The sequence below is a fragment of the Rhodobacter sp. Har01 genome (assembly GCF_020564565.1).
Classification (GTDB): Bacteria; Pseudomonadota; Alphaproteobacteria; order Rhodobacterales; family Rhodobacteraceae; genus Pseudogemmobacter.
In genome coordinates this window covers 791243-807698 of record NZ_JAJCTD010000001.1, presented here as the reverse complement: position 1 = coordinate 807698, position 16456 = coordinate 791243, and the positions used below count along the sequence as shown (strand labels likewise).

Below are 16456 nucleotides of genomic sequence, written 5' to 3'. Positions count from 1 at the left end.
CGGCCCTCACCCCGTGTCCGACTTTCCGCCTGTGGCAAGGGCCGCCCCTCGGCGCTACTCTGCCCGGCAACCGCCCCTGCCGGAGCCGCGCCATGCCCCTTGCCCCCCGCCCGATGGCCACGGCCCTGATCGTGGACGACCATCCGCTGTTCTGCGACGCGCTGTCGATGACGCTGCGCGCCGTGGCCGGCCTGACCGGGATCGAGACGGCGGACCGGCTGGAAACCGCGCTTGCGCGGCTGGCCCGTGCGCCCTTGCCCGACCTTGTGGTGCTGGACCTGAACCTGCCCGATGTGATGGGCATCGACGGGCTGATCCGGCTGCGGCAGGTGGCGGCCGAGGTGCCGGTGCTGGTGGTGTCGTCGATGGATGACCCGCGGGTGATCGGCGCCTGCCTTGCCGCAGGGGCCGCGGGCTTTGTCCCCAAACACGCCCGGCGCGAGGCGTTCCGAGCCGCGGTCGAAGCGGTGCACCAGGGCACCCCCTACCTGCCCGAAGGCTATGAGCCCGCGCCGCAAGGCAGCCCCCGCGCCTCGGCCCGCGCGGCGGCGATTGCGCGGCTGGCGCTCTTGACCCCGCAGCAGGCGCGCATCCTGCAACTGATCTGCGAGGGCAAGCTGAACAAGCAGATCGCCTGGGACCTGTCGATCGCCGAGACCACGGTCAAAGCCCATGTCACAGCCATCATGCGCAAGCTGGGGGTGCAAAGCCGCACCCAGGCGGTGCTGATGGCCAAGACCACCGATTTCACCAGCCTGATGCCGGAAGTCGGCTGAGCCGCTTGCCGGGGCGGGGTCAGGACGCATAGGCTGGGGTTCCCTTAACCGGAGGAACAAGGGCGATGGACGGTCACACCCGGCCCGAGGTGATGCCGCGCGCCCATGCCCCGGCGCGTGACCCGGCCGCGCTGGACCGGCTGGCGCTGGCCTTGGGGCCGGGGCCGTTCGCGGCGGTGCTGCTGTTCGTCTCGCCCGAGGCCGACCGGCTGGCGGTGCAGGCAGGCCTTGCCGCCGGGGCCTTCGGCGGCGCGCCGGTGATCGGCTGCACCACGGCGGGGGAGATCTCGGCCGAAGGCTATGCCGAGGGCGAAATCGTCGCCGTCGGTCTGCCCGCCGCCACCTTCGCCGCCGAGGTGCTGGAAATCGACCTGACCCATATCGACGGGCAGGGCCTGATCGGCCGGATGATCCGCGCCCGCGCGGCTCTGGCCGACCGCCACCCCGTCTGGCAGGGCGAGTTCGCCTTCCTGATGGTCGACGGCCTGTCGATCCGCGAAGACGAACTGACCGCCGCCCTTGGCCCCGGCCTTGGCCCGGTGCCGCTGTTCGGCGGCTCGGCCGGCGACGGGTTACGCTTCGGGCAGACCTTCGTGCTGTCCGGGGGGCGGTTCCGCCAGGGCGCCGCCGTGCTGGCGATGATCCGCACCGCCTGCCTCGCCAGCGTGTTCAGCCTTGACCATCTGGTCCCCACCGACCGCCGCATGGTGGTGACCGGCGCCGACCCGGCCCGCCGCGTGGTGCACCAGATCAACGCCGAACCCGCCGCCCGCGAATACGCCCGCCTTCTGGGCAAGGACCCCGCGCAACTGACCGCCTTCACCTTTGCCGCCCACCCGGTTGTGGTCCGCATCGGCGGCCGCCACCACGTCCGCGCCATCCAGCGCATGGCCCCGAACGGCGATCTGGTGTTCTTCTCGGCCATCGACGAGGGCCTTGTCCTGACCCTGGCCGAGCCGATGGACATGGCCGACCACCTGGACGCCGCCCTGACCGAGCTTTCCGCCGACGCAAGACCCTCGGCCATCCTGGCCTGCGACTGCCTTCTGCGCCGCATCGAGGCGCAGGAAAAGCAGCGCTTCGGCGCCGTCTCAAGCGTGCTCAGGGCGCATGGGGTGGCCGGGTTCTCGACCTATGGCGAGCAGTGGAATTCCATGCACGTCAACCAGACCATGACCGGCGTCGCCCTTTGGGCGCCCGAGGCCGGCCCATGATCGAGGCGCTGATCGACCCCGCCGATGCCCCCGACCGGCGGGCGGAAAAGCTGCTGACCATCGCCACCGCGCTGATGCGGCGGATGGAGCGGGTGACGGATGACAGCGGCGCCGCCTACGCCCAGTTCCAGCGCGCCGCCCTGCTGGAGGATCAGGTCCGCGACCGCACCCGCGATCTGGAACGCGCGCTGGCGCTCTTGAACGCCACCAACTCCCGCCTTGCCGAAGCCAAGGCCGAGGCGGAAACGGCGCGGCAGAACCTGGCCTCGGCCATCGAGACCATCCAGGAAGGCTTTGCGCTGTTCGACCGCGACGACCGTCTGGTGATGTGCAACAGCCGCTTCGGCATGCACATGCAGGACCTGCGGGGGCGGCTGTCGCCGGGCCTGCCCTTCGCCGACTATGTTGCCATGGCCAGCCGCTCGGCCTTCCTCGCGCTGCCCGAAACCGAAACGCCCGAGGCCTGGGTGGTGCGCCGGATGCAGCGGCACCTGGACCGGCACGTGATCTTCAACGTCCGCATGGTGCAGGACCATTGGGTGCAGGTCAGCGAACACCGCACCGCCGACGGCGGCACCGTCATCCTGCAGACCGATGTCACCGACATCATCCGCGCCGAACGGCATGAACGCGGCAAGGCGCTGGACGACCAGGCCCGCATCATCCGGGCCACGCTGGACCACATCAACCAGGGCGTGGCGATCTTTGACCGCGATGGCCGGCTGGTGGGCTGGAACCGGCGGCTGTCGGTGCTGTTGTCGTTGCCAGCCGGGCGGCTGCGGATGGGGGCGTCGTTCGACCAGTTGCTCAGCCGGTTCCGCGCCGACCTGGCCTTCGGCGCCGGCATGTCGGAAACCCGGCTGATGGACTGGGTCGCCGGCCGCACCGCCCGCGCCGCGCTGTCCTTCACCGTTCGCCCCGGCGACGGGCCGATCCTGGACGTCTTCGCCCAGGGCATGCCCGACGGTGGCTTCGTGATGAGCTTCACCGACGTCACAGCCGAACGTGAGGCGCTTGAGGCGCTGAGCCGCGCCAAGGAAACGCTTGAAGCGCGCGTGACCGAACGCACGCTGGAATTGCAGGACGCCCTTGCCCATGCCGAACGCGCCAACGCCAGCCGGTCGCGCTTTGTCGCCGCCGCCAGCCACGATCTGCTGCAACCGCTGTCGGCGGCGAAACTGTTCCTGTCTGCCATCGAAGCCGCCGCGCTGAACCCCGCCGCAAGGGCCGCGCTGGACAAGGCGCAAAACGCGCTGCAATCGGTCGAAGGCATCCTCGACGCGCTTCTCGACATCTCCAAGCTGGAATCCGGCAAGGCCGCGGTCAGCGTCGGCCCGGTCCGGCTGGGCCGCCTGCTGGCGCAACTGCATGAGGAATTCGCCCCCCTTGCCGCCACCAAGGGCCTGCGGCTGACCGTCGTTGCCAGCCGCGCCGTGGTCGACAGCGACCCGGCCTACCTGCGCCGCATCCTGCAGAACCTGATCGGCAACGCGATCCGCTACACCGACACCGACCGCGTGCTGGTCGGCGCCCGCCGCCGCCCCGGCGCGATTGAAATCGAAGTCCGAGACACCGGCCCCGGCATCCCTGCGCATGCCCGCGAGGATATCTTCAAGGAGTTCCACCGCCTGAACGCCCGCGCCTCGGCCAGCGAAGGCATGGGTCTGGGCCTGGCCATCGTGCAACGCGCCTGTGCACTGCTGGATCATCCGCTGACGCTGGACTCGACCCTTGGCAAGGGTACCACCTTCCGCGTCGGCCTGCCGCTGGCCGCCGAGGCCCCCGCCGCCGCCCCCTCGGCCCCGGTGCATGAGGCCCCCCAGACCCAGGGCCGCATCGTCTTTCTGGTGGAAAACGACGCCGACCTGCGCCGCGCGCTGGCGCATCTTCTGGAAACCTGGGGGCTGGGCGTGCTTGAGGCCGCCTCGGGCGAAGAGGCCTTTGCCCTGATCGACGAGATCGGCATCCTGCCCGACCTGTTCCTGGTCGACCAGCAACTGGGGCAGGGGATGGACGGTCTGGCCTTCGTGGCCGCGCTGCACGCCCGCCACGGCGCCGTGCCTGCCCGGCTGATCACCGCCGACCGTGCGCCCGCGCTGGCGCAGGCCGCCCGCGCCGCCGGGCTGGGCCTGATCCACAAGCCCATCGACGCCGCCGCCCTGCGGCTGGCGCTGGCCACCCCCAAGGGCAATTGATACTTCCGGGATACGACTATCGAAGTATGGCGCCGCGCCCCGACGTTGCATAGTCTGCACCACGAGGGAGAGAGAAACATGAAGCTCAGCGACAGCCGCGACATCGCGGCCGCGCCCGAAGTGGTGTGGTCGGCGATCCTGGACCCCGAGGTCCTGCACCAGTGCATTCCCGGCTGCCAGTCGATGACCGGCACCGTCGAAGACGGCTTCGAGGCGGTGGTGAAGCAGAAGGTCGGCCCGGTCAGCGCTACCTTCACCGGCCATGTCTCGTTCTCCGACGTGGTTCCCGGCCAGTCGCTGAGCATCACGGGTGAGGGCAAGGGCGGCGTCGCCGGCTTTGCCAAGGGTGGCGCTGCGGTCACCTTCGAACCCATCCCCGAAGGCACCCGCCTGACCTATGACGTGGACGCCTCGGTCGGCGGCAAGATCGCCCAGCTGGGCAGCCGCATCGTCGACAGCTTCACCAAGAAGATGGCCGACGAATTCTTCGCCCGCTTCCAGGACGCGGTAGAACCCGCGACCGAAGAGGAACTGGCCGCCGCCGCTGCCGCCGAAGCGGCCGCCGCCGCCGAGGCCGAAGCCCTGGGCGAAGAAGTTGTTGCCGATTCGGGTGATCACAAGAAAGGATGGTTCCGGCGCATGATCGGCGGCTGAACCACCGGCACCAGACGTTACCAAGGAATACCCAGGGAGGATGACGATGACGAAGGTCTCGATGACCGTGAACGGCAAGGCCGTCTCGGGCGAGGTGGAGGGGCGGACGCTTCTGTCCACCTTCCTGCGTGACGGGCTGGGCCTGACCGGCACTCATGTCGGCTGCGACACCAGCCAGTGCGGCGCCTGCGTGGTGCATGTCGACGGGCGCGCGGTGAAATCCTGCACCATCTTTGCGGCCGACGTGGCCGGCGCCACGGTCAAGACCATCGAAGGCATGGCGAACCCCGACGGCTCGCTGTCCACCCTGCAACAGGCGTTCCAGGACAATCACGGCCTTCAGTGCGGTTTCTGCACCCCCGGCATGGTGATGGCCTCTGCGGCCTTCCTGGCCGAGAACCCGACCCCGACCGAGGCCGAGGTGCGCCACGGGCTGGAAGGCAACATCTGCCGCTGCACCGGCTATCATAACATCGTCAAGGCGGTGTTACAGGCCTCGGGCCAGGACGTGTCCAAGATCGCTGCGGAATAACCGGGCAGGGGGCGCATCCGCGCCCGACCCGCAAGAGAATTCAGGGAGGATTTCCATGCCCAAAGATGGTGGCATCGGCGCCAGCGTAAAGCGGCGCGAAGACGTGCGGTTCCTGACCGGCAAGGGCCGGTATACCGACGACATCAACATCCGTGGCCAGTTGTACGCCTTCTTCCTGCGCAGCGACGTGGCGCATGGCAAGCTGAAGGCCGTCCACACCGCCGCCGCGGCCGCAATGCCCGGCGTGGTGCAGGTCTTCACCGCGGCCGATTTCGCGGCCGTGGGCGGCATTCCCTGCGGCTGGCAGGTGACCGACCGCTTCGGCAAGGTGATGCAGGAACCCAAACACCCGGTCCTGGCCGACGGCAAGGTGCGCCATGTCGGCGACCCCATCGCCATGGTGGTGGCCGAAACCCTCGATCAGGCCCGCGACGCCGCCGAGGCGATCGACGTCGAGATCGACGAACTGCCCCCGGTCCTGAACATGAAGGACGCGCTCAAGGACGGCGCGCCCAAGGTCCATGACGAGCTGACCTCGAACCTCTGCTACGACTGGGGCTTCGTCGAGGAAAACCGCGAGGCGGTGGCCAAGGCCTTCGAAGGCGCGGCGCATCACATCACTCTGGAACTGCGCAACAACCGCCTGATCGCCAACCCGATGGAGCCCCGCGTCGCCGTGGGCGACTATGAAGACCATTCGGGGATGCACACCCTTTACACCACCAGCCAGAATCCCCACGTGATCCGGCTGCTGATGGGGGCCTTCGTGCTGGGCATCCCGGAATCGAAGCTGCGCGTGGTCGCCCCCGACGTCGGCGGCGGCTTTGGCTCGAAGATCTATCACTACGCCGAAGAGGCGGCGGTGACCTTCGCCGCCAAGATGCTGAAGCGGCCGGTCAAGTGGACCTGCTCGCGCAGCGAGGCCTTCATCTCCGACGCGCAGGGCCGCGACCACCTGACCAAGATGGAACTGGCGCTGGACAAGGACCACAATTTCCTGGCCATCCGCACCGAGACCCATGCCAACATGGGCGCTTATCTTTCCACCTTCGCGCCCAGCATCCCGACCTGGCTGCACGGCACGCTGATGGCCGGCAACTACAAGACGCCGCTGATCTACGTGAACGTGAAAGCGGTTTTCACCAACACCGTCCCGGTCGACGCCTACCGCGGCGCCGGCCGTCCCGAGGCGACCTACCAGCTGGAGCGGATCATCGACCTCGCTGCGCGGCAATTGGGGGTCGACCCGATCGAGTTGCGCCGCAAGAACTTCATCACGCCCGACCAGTTCCCCTACCAGACCCCGGTCGCCGTGGTCTACGACACCGGCAATTACCAGGCTACCATGGACAAGCTGCTGGAACTGTCCGACCACGCCGGCTTTGCCAAGCGGCTGGAAGAGTCGAAGAAACGCGGCAAACTCCGCGGCTTCGGCATCGCCCACTACATCGAGGCTTGCGGCATTGCGCCGTCAAACCTTGTCGGCCAACTCGGTGCCCGCGCCGGCCTTTACGAAAGCGCGACCGTGCGGGTGAACGCCACCGGCTCGATCACCGTCTTCACCGGCAGCCACAGCCACGGGCAGGGGCACGAGACCAGCTTTGCCCAGGTGATCTCCGAAATGATCGGCATCGATTCCGCTCAGGTGGAAATCGTCCATGGCGACACCTCGAACACGCCGATGGGGATGGGCACTTACGGCTCGCGGTCCCTCGCCGTGGGCGGCTCGGCCATGGTCAAGGCGACGAACAAGATCATCAACAAGGCCAAGAAGATCGCCGCGCACCTGCTGGAAGCGAGCGAAGCCGACATCGAGCTGAAGGACGGCAAGTTCACCGTTGCCGGAACCGACAAGTCGAAAACCTGGGTGGACATCACCCTTGCGGCCTATGTCCCGCACAACTACCCGCTGGAAAGCCTGGAACCGGGGCTTGAAGAGACGGCCTTCTACGACCCGTCCAACTTCACCTACCCCGCCGGCGCCTATGGCTGCGAGGTCGAGGTGGACCCGGAAACCGGCAAGGTCACCATCCTGGCCTTCACCGCCGCCGATGACTTCGGCAATGTGGTGAACCCGATGATCGTGGAAGGCCAGGTCCACGGCGGCCTTGCCCAGGGCATCGGCCAGGCGCTGCTGGAGAACTGCGTCTTCGACGAGAACGGCCAGCTCCTCTCCGGCAGCTTCATGGACTACGCCATGCCGCGCGCCGACGACCTGCCGTTCTACAAGGTCGACCACAGCTGCGTCACGCCCTGCACCCACAACCCCCTGGGCGTGAAGGGCTGCGGCGAGGCCGGGGCCATCGGCTCGCCCCCCGCCGTGGTCAACGCGGTGATCGACGCGCTGCAGCGCGGCGGCCATACCCACGTCACCCACATCGACATGCCCGTCTCGCCCGCCCGCGTCTGGGCCGCGATCAACAACCGCTGAGGGAGGTTCAAATGCACAACTTCGACTTCGTCAAACCTTCCACCATCGCCGATGCGGTCAAGGCGCTGAAAGCCGAAGGCGCGCAGGCGCTGTCCGGTGGGCAGACCCTGGTGGCCAGCATGAAGCAGCGCCTTGCGGCCCCGGCCACGCTGGTCAGCCTGACCGGCATCGCAGAGATGAAGGGCGTCTGCCTGGGCGACGGCGGCTTGCACGTCGGCGGCGCCACCCCGCATGCCGACGTGGCACGCGAGGCGGCCAGGCACTATCCGGCGCTGGCGGCGCTGGCGGGCGGCATCGGCGACCCGCAGGTGCGCAACCGCGGCACCCTCGGCGGCTCGATCGCCAACGACGACCCGGCGGCCTGCTACCCGGCGGGGGTGCTGGGTTCGGGCGCGACCGTGGTCACCGACCGCCGCAGGATCGCCGCGGACGACTTCTTCCAGGGCCTCTTCACCACGGCCCTGCATGCGGGGGAAATCGTCACCAGCGTGGTCTTCCCGATCCCGCAGGCGGCGGCTTACGAGAAGTTCGACCAGCCCGCCAGCCGCTTCGCCCTGACCGGCGTGTTTGTGGCGAAATACGCCGACGGCGTCCGCGTGGCCGTCACCGGCGCGGGCGGCGACGGGGTGTTCCGCTGGACCGAGGCCGAAAGGGCGCTGTCGGCGAACTTCTCGGCCTCGGCCATCGCCGGCCTGTCGGTTGACCCATCCGGCCTGATCCACGACCTGCACGGCACGCCCGAGTATCGCGCCAACCTCGTCAAGGTGCTGACGGCCCGCGCGGTGCAAGCCGCCGGCTGACCGGTTGCCGGTTCCGCGAACGGTCTCGATTGTCAAACGCCTGTCATGTGCGCCTGCCATCAAGCAGGCGCACAGCGACAATATCTCGGGGTTGCCAGTGCTGGCCAACCAGATATAGTCGGCGCCGTCGGGGCGGGGCTCCCGTCCTGATGCCAAAGGCAGTCGGGTCTAGGCGGAGTCACTTGCATATGGACGGCGATTTCAGGACCCATTTCGTGCGCGATCCCGGTGCCTTGCGGCATTTTCCGGCGCTGGTCCTGAACGCCGATTTCCGCCCGCTCAGCTACTACCCGCTGTCGCTCTGGCCCTGGCAAGAGGCGATCAAGGCCGCCGTGCTGAACCGCGTGCAGATCGTCGCCGAATACGACGAGGTGGTGCGAAGCCAGAGGCAAGAGTTCCGCATACCCTCGGTCGTCGTTCTCAAGGAATTCATAAAACCCCAGAAGCGCGTGGCATTCACGCGCTTCAATCTTTTCCTGCGCGACGAGTTCTGCTGCCAGTATTGCGGCTCGAAGGGCGACCTGACCTTCGACCACGTGGTGCCCCGGTCGCGCGGCGGCATCACCAGTTGGGAAAACGTCGTCGCTGCCTGTTCGCCGTGCAATCTGCACAAGGGAAACAAGACTCTGCGGCAGTCGGGCTTGTCGCTGCGCCGCCCGCCGCGGCCGCCGACATCCGAGGAAATGCAGTTCCATGGCCGCAAGTTCCCGCCCAACCACCTGCACGACAGCTGGATCGACTACCTCTATTGGGACGCCGAACTGGAAGCGTAAGCAGTCACGTTCTCGGCCCGGAACCAAGCCGTGGGGGCCAGATCGGAATGCGGGCCCCCTCAGACCAGCGTCGCGTCTCAGGCTGGGCCGAAGCATTGGCTGGCTTGGGATCGAAGCTGTCGTTTCCAGTCTCGCGGGCAGGCACTGCGGTAGCTGCGGCGGTCGGAAAGCGGTGGTTTCTGGTTTCGCCCAAGGCCGCAGCCCGGACGCTGACCTTTGACGCGCTGACTGAGGGGGACATCGGCGCAGGACGCCGGACCGCACGGCGGTTCTGCCCACCGGCGATCAGGCTGGTCGGTGCGACGCGCCTGATCGGATCGCCACGGCCAATCGCAGGCCTGCGGCAGCGGTGCCAAAGTGGCCCGCTCGCCGGCTGACCGTCAGGCACCGGCCGTCCTTTCCAGGGGCGCAACGTACCCTTCCGCAGCGCACGGCCGCGGGACAGGGTTGAAGGACGCGAGTCCCAGTGGAACTGGCCGTCATCCAGGGTCAGGCCCGGGCGGACGGCGCCAGGCTCAGTCCTTGGAGCGTTCCACGTAGGTATTGTCGTCGGTGTTGATGACGATCCGGGTGCCCGCCCCGATGTGCGCCGGCACCATGATCCGCAGCCCGCTGGTGGTCATGGCCGGCTTGTAGCTGGAGCTGGCCGTCTGCCCCTTCACCACCGGCTCGGTCTCGGTAATCTCGACGGTGATCTTCTGCGGCATCTCGATCGCGATCGGGATGTTCTCGAAGGTCTTCACAAAGCAGCGCATGCCTTCCTGCAAGTAGACCTTGTTGTCGCCCATCACGTCGGCGGTGACCACGACCTGATCATAGCTTTCCGGCTCCATGAAGTGAAAGCCCTCGCCGTCTTCATAGAGGAAGTCATAGCCGCGCTCGTCGACCGTGGCCTTCTCGACCTGGTCGGTGGTCTTCCACCGCTCGCTGACTTTCACCCCGTCCGAGATTCGGCGCATTTCCACGCTGGTGGTGGGGGTGCCCTTGCCGGGGTGGAAGTTGACGGAATTGAGGACGACGTAAAGGCGGCCGTCCATGTCGACGACGTTGCCCTTGCGAAGCGAGGAGGCGATGACTTTCACGGGGTCGGGTCCTTGTGGTATGGGCGCGGCGGGCGCGGATGCCGTGCCCTCTAGCGCACCTTGCCCCGCAATTCCAGCCGGAACAGCCGTAGATGACCGATACGCCCCCGCCGCGTTCCTGGTGGCACCCCGCGCGCCACGCCGACCGCCGCCCGCTGCTGCTGGCCCGCAATCGCATTCAGGCGGCGATCCGGGGCTGGCTGGCGGCGAGCGGCTTCACCGAGGTCGATCCCGCCGCGCTGCAGGTCTCGCCCGGCAACGAGGCGCATCTGCATGCCTTTCGGACCCTTGCCATCGGCAATGACGGGGTGGGGGTGGAGCGATACCTGCACACTTCGCCCGAGTTCGCGATGAAGCGGCTGCTGGCGGCGGGGGAGACGCGAATTCACGCCTTCAGCCACGTCTGGCGGAACCGGGAACGGGGGGCGCTGCATTCGCCTGAGTTCACGATGCTGGAATGGTACCGGGTGGGTGAGGGATATGACCGGCTGATGCAGGACATCGCGGCCTGGGTCAGGCTGGCGGCCGAGGGGCCGTTGCGGTTCCGCGACCGGGTCTGCGATCCGGCCGCACCCTTCGACCGGGTCTCGGTGGCCGAGGCCTTTGCGGACCATGCCGGGATCGATCTGCTGGCGACGATGGATGCTGCGGGCGAGACCGACGCCGCGGCGCTGGCGGCGCAGATGGACCGGGCGGGGATCGCTCGGATGGCGGGCGAGACCTGGTCCGACCTGTTCAGCCGGGTGTTGTCCGAGAGGGTCGAGCCGCGGCTGGGGATGGGGCGGCTGACGGTTCTGGACCGCTACCCGGCCGCCGAGGCGGCCTTGGCGCGGCGTTGCCCGGACGATCCGCGGGTGGCGGAGCGGTTCGAGGTCTATGCCTGCGGGGTCGAACTGGCCAACGGGTTCGGCGAATTGACCGATCCGGTCGAGCAGCGCCGGCGATTCCAGGAGGAAATGGCGATCAAGGCGCGGGTCTACGGCGAGATCTACCCGATCGACGAGGACTTTCTGGCCGCGCTGGCGATGATGCCCCCGGCGGCCGGCTGTGCCCTGGGCTTCGACCGGCTGGTGATGCTGGCCACCGGCGCGCCTTCGGTCGAGGCGGTGATGTGGGTGCCTGCCGGCTGACCGCGGGGGGCTCTGCCCCCCGACCCCCGGGGGTATTTGGGCCAAGATGAAGGGCTGACTTGCATCAGGGCGGGTTTGGCGGCAGGAGAGGCGGGCGTGTCTGTGGAGGAAAACTTGATGCATCGGATCGCCATTCTTGGAGCCTCGGGCTACACGGGCGCGGAACTGGTGCGCCTGATCGCCACGCATCCGCAGATGCGCATCACGGCGCTGTCGGCCGACCGCAAGGCGGGGCTGAGCATGGCCGAGGTGTTTCCCTTTCTGCGCCACCTCGACCTGCCGCGGCTGGTGAAGATCGACGAGATCGATTTCCAGAACGTCGACCTGTGCTTTTGCGCGCTTCCGCATGCGACCACGCAGGAAGTGATCGCAAAGCTGCCACGCGATCTGAAGATCGTCGACCTGAGCGCCGATTTTCGGCTGCGCGATCCGGCGGAATACGAAAAGTGGTATGGCCAGCCGCATGCAGCCACAGAGTTGCAGCGCGAGGCGGTCTATGGCTTGACCGAATTCTACCGCGACGACATTCGCAAGGGCCGGCTGATCGCGGGAACGGGGTGCAACGCCGCCGCCGGGCAATACGCGCTGCGGCCGCTGATCGCGGCGGGCTGCGTGGACCAGGACGACATCCTGATCGACCTCAAGGCAGGAGTCAGCGGCGCCGGGCGGTCCTTGAAGGAAAACCTGCTGCATGCCGAGTTGTCGGGCGGCACGCATGCCTATTCCGCGGGCGGCAAGCACCGCCACCTGGGCGAGTTCGACCAGGAGTTCAGCAAGGTCGCGGGGCGGCCGGTGCATGTGCAGTTCACCCCGCACCTGTTGCCGATGAACCGCGGCATCCTGGCCACGGTCTATCTCAAGGGCGATGCGAAGGTCGTGTATGAAACCCTTGAAAAGGCATATCAATCCGAGCCGTTCCTGCGCGTCTTGCCGTTCGGCGCCCTGCCATCCACGCGCGATATCGCGGGCAGCAACTTCTGCCACCTCGGCGTCATCGGCGACCGCATTCCGGGCCGGGCGGTGGTGGTCGCGGTGCTGGACAACCTGACCAAGGGCAGCTCGGGTCAGGCGATCCAGAACGCCAATCTGGTGCTGGGGATCGAAGAGACGACGGGGCTGATGCTGGCGCCGGTGTTTCCGTAACTCCGGCCTTGCGGCGCTGGCGGCCGTGCCGGCTGCCGGCGTGGCCCGGCCGACGCGCCAAAGCACGCGCACCCGCAGCGCCCGACCCTAGTTGCGGAATTCCCTGGGGCGCATCCAGAGCCAGATCAGCGCGCCGCCTGCCGCCACCAGGAACGGCAGCATCGCCAGGTTGACCAGTTGCCAGCCGGCCTGGACCGACCCGCCCGAGCAGTTCATCAACCCGCCCGACGAGAAGCTGGCCAGCGTCACCCCGCCGAAGACGATGAAATCGTTCAGACCCTGGATGCGGCCGCGCTCCTCGGGGCGATGCGCGGCGGTCAGCATGGTGGTCGCGCCGATGAAGCCGAAGTTCCAGCCGATGCCCAGCAGGATCAGCGCGAGGTAGAAGTTCTCAAGCTCGACCCCGGCCATGGCGACGGCGCCCGATCCGGCCAGGATCATCAGGCCCAGAGCGATCACACGCTCGACCCCGAAGCGGGCGATGATGTGGCCGGTGACGAAGCTGGGCAGATACATCGCCAGCACATGGGCCTGCACCACGTTCGCCGCGTCGCCGGTGTGAAAGCCGCAGCCGACCACGGCCAGCGGCGACGAGGTCATCACCAGGTTCATCAGCGCGTAGGACACGGTGGCGCAGATCATCGCCACCGCGATGGTGGGGGTGCGCACCAGATCGGCGCGCGACCGGCCCGGCGCCGCGTCGTGGCGCGGCGGCGGCGGCAACGGGATGCGCAGAAGGGCGAAAAGGCCGATGCCGACGAGGTTCAGCAGGATCACCACGGCATAGGTGGCCAGGAACGAGACGACGTGGGCATCGGCGGTCAGCTTCACCAGCTCCGGGCCGGCGATGGCGGACAAAAGGCCCCCCGCCATGACCCAGCTGATCGCCTTGGGCCGGAACGCGGCCGAAGCGGTGTCGGCGGCGGCGAAGCGGTAGAAGCCCTGCGCGCTCATGTAAATGCCGGTGAACAGGCCGGCCAGGCAGAACAGCGCGAAGTTGGCGGTGTACAGGGCATAGGCCCCCAGCGCGCCGCCGATGGCCCCACCCAGGGCGCCGACGGCAAAGCCCGCCGCCCGTCCGAAACGCTGCATGAAGGCCGAGATCGGCGTGGCGGTCAGCATCGAACCGATCACGGTCATCGAAATCGGCAGCGTGGCCCAGCAGGCGTTGGGCGCCAGCGACTGCCCGGCCAGGCCGGCGACGGTGAAGATCATCGGCAGTTGCGCGCCCATGATCGCTTGGGCGGCGACCAGGACGGCGACATTGCGCTTGGCGAGGGCGTCGGACATGGGGCACAGGGGTAGGGGGTTCGGGGCGGGCCTGCAAGGGGGGCGCATGATCGGGCGGATCATCGAGGGGCCGGCGGACCTGGCGGAAGGTGTGGCCTGGCTGGTGGCGCGCGAGCCGCGGTTCGCGCTGGTGCTGCAGGCGGTCGGGGACTTGCCGCTGCGCCGGCATGCCGATGGGTTTGGGGCGCTGATGGATGCGATCATCGGCCAGCAGGTCTCGGTCGCCTCGGCCGCGGCGATCCGGGCGCGGATGGAGGCGGCGGGGTTCCTTCAGGCGGCGGCGGTGGCGGCGGCGGACGAGGCGGCCTTGCGCGCGGCGGGGCTGAGCAGGCAGAAGGCGGGCTATGCCCTGGCGCTGGCGCGGGCCGATATCGACTATGCGCGGTTGCGGGCGTTGCCGGATGACGAGGTGATCGCGGCGTTGGTGGCGGTGCCGGGGATCGGCCGCTGGACGGCGGAGATCTATGCCAAGTTCGCCCTTGGCCGCGCCGATGTCTTCGCCGCCGGAGACCTGGCCCTGCAGGAAGGCGCGCGGCTACTGTTCGGCCTGTCCGAACGCCCCGGCGAACGGGCCTTGCGCGGGATGGCCGAGGACTGGCGGCCCTGGCGGGCGGTTGCGGCCCGGGCGCTGTGGGCCTACTACCGCGTGGCGAAAGGGCGCGAAGGAGTGGGCGGATGAGGCAACTGGACTTCGGGCGCAAGGGCGTGGCGCAGGGCACGGCGCGGTCGCTGGTGGTGTTCCTGCACGGCTATGGCGCCGATGGGGCTGATCTCTTGGGCCTGGCCGATGTGCTGGCGCCACATCTGCCGGGCACCGCCTTCGTGGCCCCCGATGCGCCCGAGCCCTGCGCGGGCAATCCGTTCGGCCGGCAGTGGTTTCCGATTCCCTGGCTGGACGGGTCCAGCGAGGCGGCGGCGAAGGACGGGCTTGTGCGGGCGGCCGAAGACCTGAACGGGTTTCTCGACGCGCGGCTGGCCGACGAGGGGTTGGCGCCGTCGGCGCTGGCGCTGGTCGGCTTCAGCCAGGGCGCGATGATGGCGCTGCATGTCGCGCCGCGGCGGGATCAGGCGGTGGCGGGCGTGGTGGCGATCTCGGGCCGGCTGCTGGCGCCGGAGCGGCTGGCGGCGGATCTGGTGGTGCGGCCGCCGGTGCTGCTGGTGCACGGCGACGAGGACGCAATGGTGCCCTTCGCCGAGATGGGTCTGTCCGGCGAAGCGCTGACGGCGGCGGGGTTCGAGGTCTTTGGCCACGTCATGCAGGGCACCGGCCACGGCATCGCGCCAGATGGTCTGGGCGTGACCTTGCAGTTCCTGCGCGAGCGGCTGCCGTCGGCAGGGGGCGCTGCCCCCTGACCCCCGGGGTATTTGAGCCAAGATGAAGGGATTGCAGCTTCATCTTGGCAATAAATACCCCCCGCGCGGAGCGCATTCTTTCTTAGGCCGAGGCTTGCAGCCAGGCGGCGCAGCCGGTGAGGGCGGCGTAGTCGTCTTCGACCACGGTGACCGAGAAGGCGTGGGTCAGCAGGTCCACCCGGCGGGGTTCGCGGAAGGCCCTTGCCAGGCCGAAGCGGGCGAAGTGGGGGCACATGGCGCGGGACATGCCGCCGATCAGATAGATGCCGCCATAGGGCAGGTGGATCAGCGCGAGGTCGGCCAGGACCTGGGCGAGGATGCGGGTATAGAGGGCGGCGGCCTGGGTGGCGATGGGGTCTGCGGTATCGAGGGCCTTGAGGACTTCGGCCGACTGGCGGGTGTCGGTCTGGCCCGCTTCGCTGGCGGCGAAGGCGCAGAGGTTGCCCAGACCGCGCCCCGCAAGCACCTCTTCGGCGCCGCAATGGGGGACTTCGCCTTTCGCGGCCAGGCGGGCTTCGATGAAGCGCATGAGCCGCAGGTCCGCTTCGCTGCGCACCGGCATGTTGACGTGGCCGCATTCCGAGGGCGGCACCACGCGCCGCGCGCCATGGCCGTGGACCGGCGCGGCATTGACGCCGGTGCCGAGGCCCACCACCAGCATCGGAGCGCCGGGCGCCTGCGGGCCGTCGATCACCGGGCGCAGGTTTTCGGCCGCGATGTGGCCCAGGGCGTGGCCTTGCGCCTGCAGGTCGTTCAGGATTTCGACCCTGACCGCCCCGCTGGCGGATTGCAGCTTGGCCGCGTCCATCGTCCAGTCGAGGTTGGTCATGGTGGCGACGCCGTCCTGCACCGGCCCGGCGGCGGCGACGCAGAGGCCCTGGATCGCGGCGCCGCCTTGCGCCCCGCCCTGCGCCAGGTAGTCGCGCAGGATCTGGGCGATGTCCTGGCCGCGGGCCTGGTATTCGGCGTTGGGAAAGCGGCGGATCGTGTCGGGCAGCACGCGCGTGCCGCTCGCCAGCGCCACGCGGGTGTTGGTGCCTCCGATGTCGGCCAGAAGCGAAAGGCCCGATCCCATCTTGTCCC

At 68.6% G+C, this 16456-nt stretch carries 15 protein-coding genes; 12 read left to right on the top strand and 3 right to left on the bottom strand.

Annotation, left to right across the window (positions count from 1 at the left end; all coding sequences use genetic code 11):
• Nucleotides 1-92 precede the first annotated feature (92 nt).
• From LHP98_RS03860 to LHP98_RS03825, 8 genes are all read left to right on the top strand, one after another.
• Nucleotides 93-776, top strand: a complete 684-nt coding sequence (locus LHP98_RS03860) for a response regulator transcription factor (RefSeq protein WP_227251153.1) — start codon at nt 93-95, stop codon at nt 774-776.
• A gap of 65 nt (nt 777-841) precedes the next feature.
• Nucleotides 842-1990 carry an FIST N-terminal domain-containing protein gene (locus LHP98_RS03855; protein WP_227251152.1) on the top strand — a complete coding sequence of 383 codons (1149 nt, stop codon included), beginning with the start codon at nt 842-844 and terminating at the stop codon, nt 1988-1990.
• Nucleotides 1987-4185, top strand: a complete 2199-nt coding sequence (locus tag LHP98_RS03850) for a PAS-domain containing protein (protein WP_227251151.1) — start codon at nt 1987-1989, stop codon at nt 4183-4185. The genes LHP98_RS03855 and LHP98_RS03850 overlap by 4 nt, the downstream gene beginning before the upstream one ends.
• A gap of 78 nt (nt 4186-4263) precedes the next feature.
• Complete coding sequence (locus LHP98_RS03845) at nt 4264-4839, top strand: CoxG family protein (RefSeq protein ID WP_227251150.1); 576 nt, start codon at nt 4264-4266, stop codon at nt 4837-4839.
• Nucleotides 4840-4885: 46 nt separating this feature from the next.
• Nucleotides 4886-5371 (top strand): (2Fe-2S)-binding protein, encoded by a 486-nt coding sequence (locus LHP98_RS03840; protein WP_227251553.1) that lies wholly within the window; start codon nt 4886-4888, stop codon nt 5369-5371.
• A 55-nt stretch (nt 5372-5426) separates the two neighbouring features.
• Nucleotides 5427-7802: a xanthine dehydrogenase family protein molybdopterin-binding subunit gene (locus LHP98_RS03835; RefSeq protein ID WP_227251149.1), complete on the top strand. Its 2376-nt coding sequence runs from the start codon at nt 5427-5429 to the stop codon at nt 7800-7802.
• An 11-nt stretch (nt 7803-7813) separates the two neighbouring features.
• The gene (locus LHP98_RS03830; protein ID WP_227251148.1) at nt 7814-8602 is read left to right on the top strand and encodes an FAD binding domain-containing protein; all 789 of its coding nucleotides are present in this window, start codon (nt 7814-7816) and stop codon (nt 8600-8602) included.
• Between the two features lie 188 nt (nt 8603-8790).
• A complete protein-coding gene (locus LHP98_RS03825) occupies nt 8791-9375 on the top strand; it encodes an HNH endonuclease (protein WP_227251147.1) in 585 nt (194 codons plus the stop codon).
• 515 nt (nt 9376-9890) lie between these two features.
• Here LHP98_RS03825 and efp read toward each other — a convergent pair.
• Nucleotides 9891-10457, bottom strand: coding sequence for an elongation factor P (gene efp, locus LHP98_RS03820; RefSeq protein WP_227251146.1), 567 nt, complete (start codon nt 10455-10457; stop codon nt 9891-9893).
• 92 nt (nt 10458-10549) lie between these two features.
• On the opposite strand from efp, the gene epmA reads away from it, so the two are divergent.
• The gene (gene epmA, locus LHP98_RS03815) at nt 10550-11587 is read left to right on the top strand and encodes an EF-P lysine aminoacylase EpmA (protein ID WP_227251145.1); all 1038 of its coding nucleotides are present in this window, start codon (nt 10550-10552) and stop codon (nt 11585-11587) included.
• Between the two features lie 114 nt (nt 11588-11701).
• Entirely contained in the window at nt 11702-12730 is a 1029-nt protein-coding gene (gene argC / locus LHP98_RS03810) for an N-acetyl-gamma-glutamyl-phosphate reductase (RefSeq protein ID WP_227251144.1), read from the top strand.
• A gap of 87 nt (nt 12731-12817) precedes the next feature.
• On the opposite strand, the gene LHP98_RS03805 is transcribed toward argC, so the two are convergent.
• Entirely contained in the window at nt 12818-14020 is a 1203-nt protein-coding gene (locus tag LHP98_RS03805; RefSeq protein WP_227251143.1) for an MFS transporter, read from the bottom strand.
• 46 nt (nt 14021-14066) lie between these two features.
• Here LHP98_RS03805 and LHP98_RS03800 point away from each other — a divergent pair, with 46 nt between their 5' ends.
• Both LHP98_RS03800 and LHP98_RS03795 read left to right on the top strand, forming a co-directional pair.
• Entirely contained in the window at nt 14067-14699 is a 633-nt protein-coding gene (locus LHP98_RS03800) for a DNA-3-methyladenine glycosylase family protein (protein WP_227251142.1), read from the top strand.
• Nucleotides 14696-15373, top strand: coding sequence for an alpha/beta hydrolase (locus LHP98_RS03795; RefSeq protein ID WP_227251141.1), 678 nt, complete (start codon nt 14696-14698; stop codon nt 15371-15373). Before LHP98_RS03800 ends, LHP98_RS03795 begins: the two co-directional genes overlap by 4 nt.
• Before the next feature lie 82 nt (nt 15374-15455).
• Here LHP98_RS03795 and LHP98_RS03790 read toward each other — a convergent pair whose 3' ends face one another.
• Entirely contained in the window at nt 15456-16448 is a 993-nt protein-coding gene (locus tag LHP98_RS03790) for an ROK family protein (RefSeq protein ID WP_227251140.1), read from the bottom strand.
• Between the last annotated feature and the right edge of the window lie 8 nt (nt 16449-16456).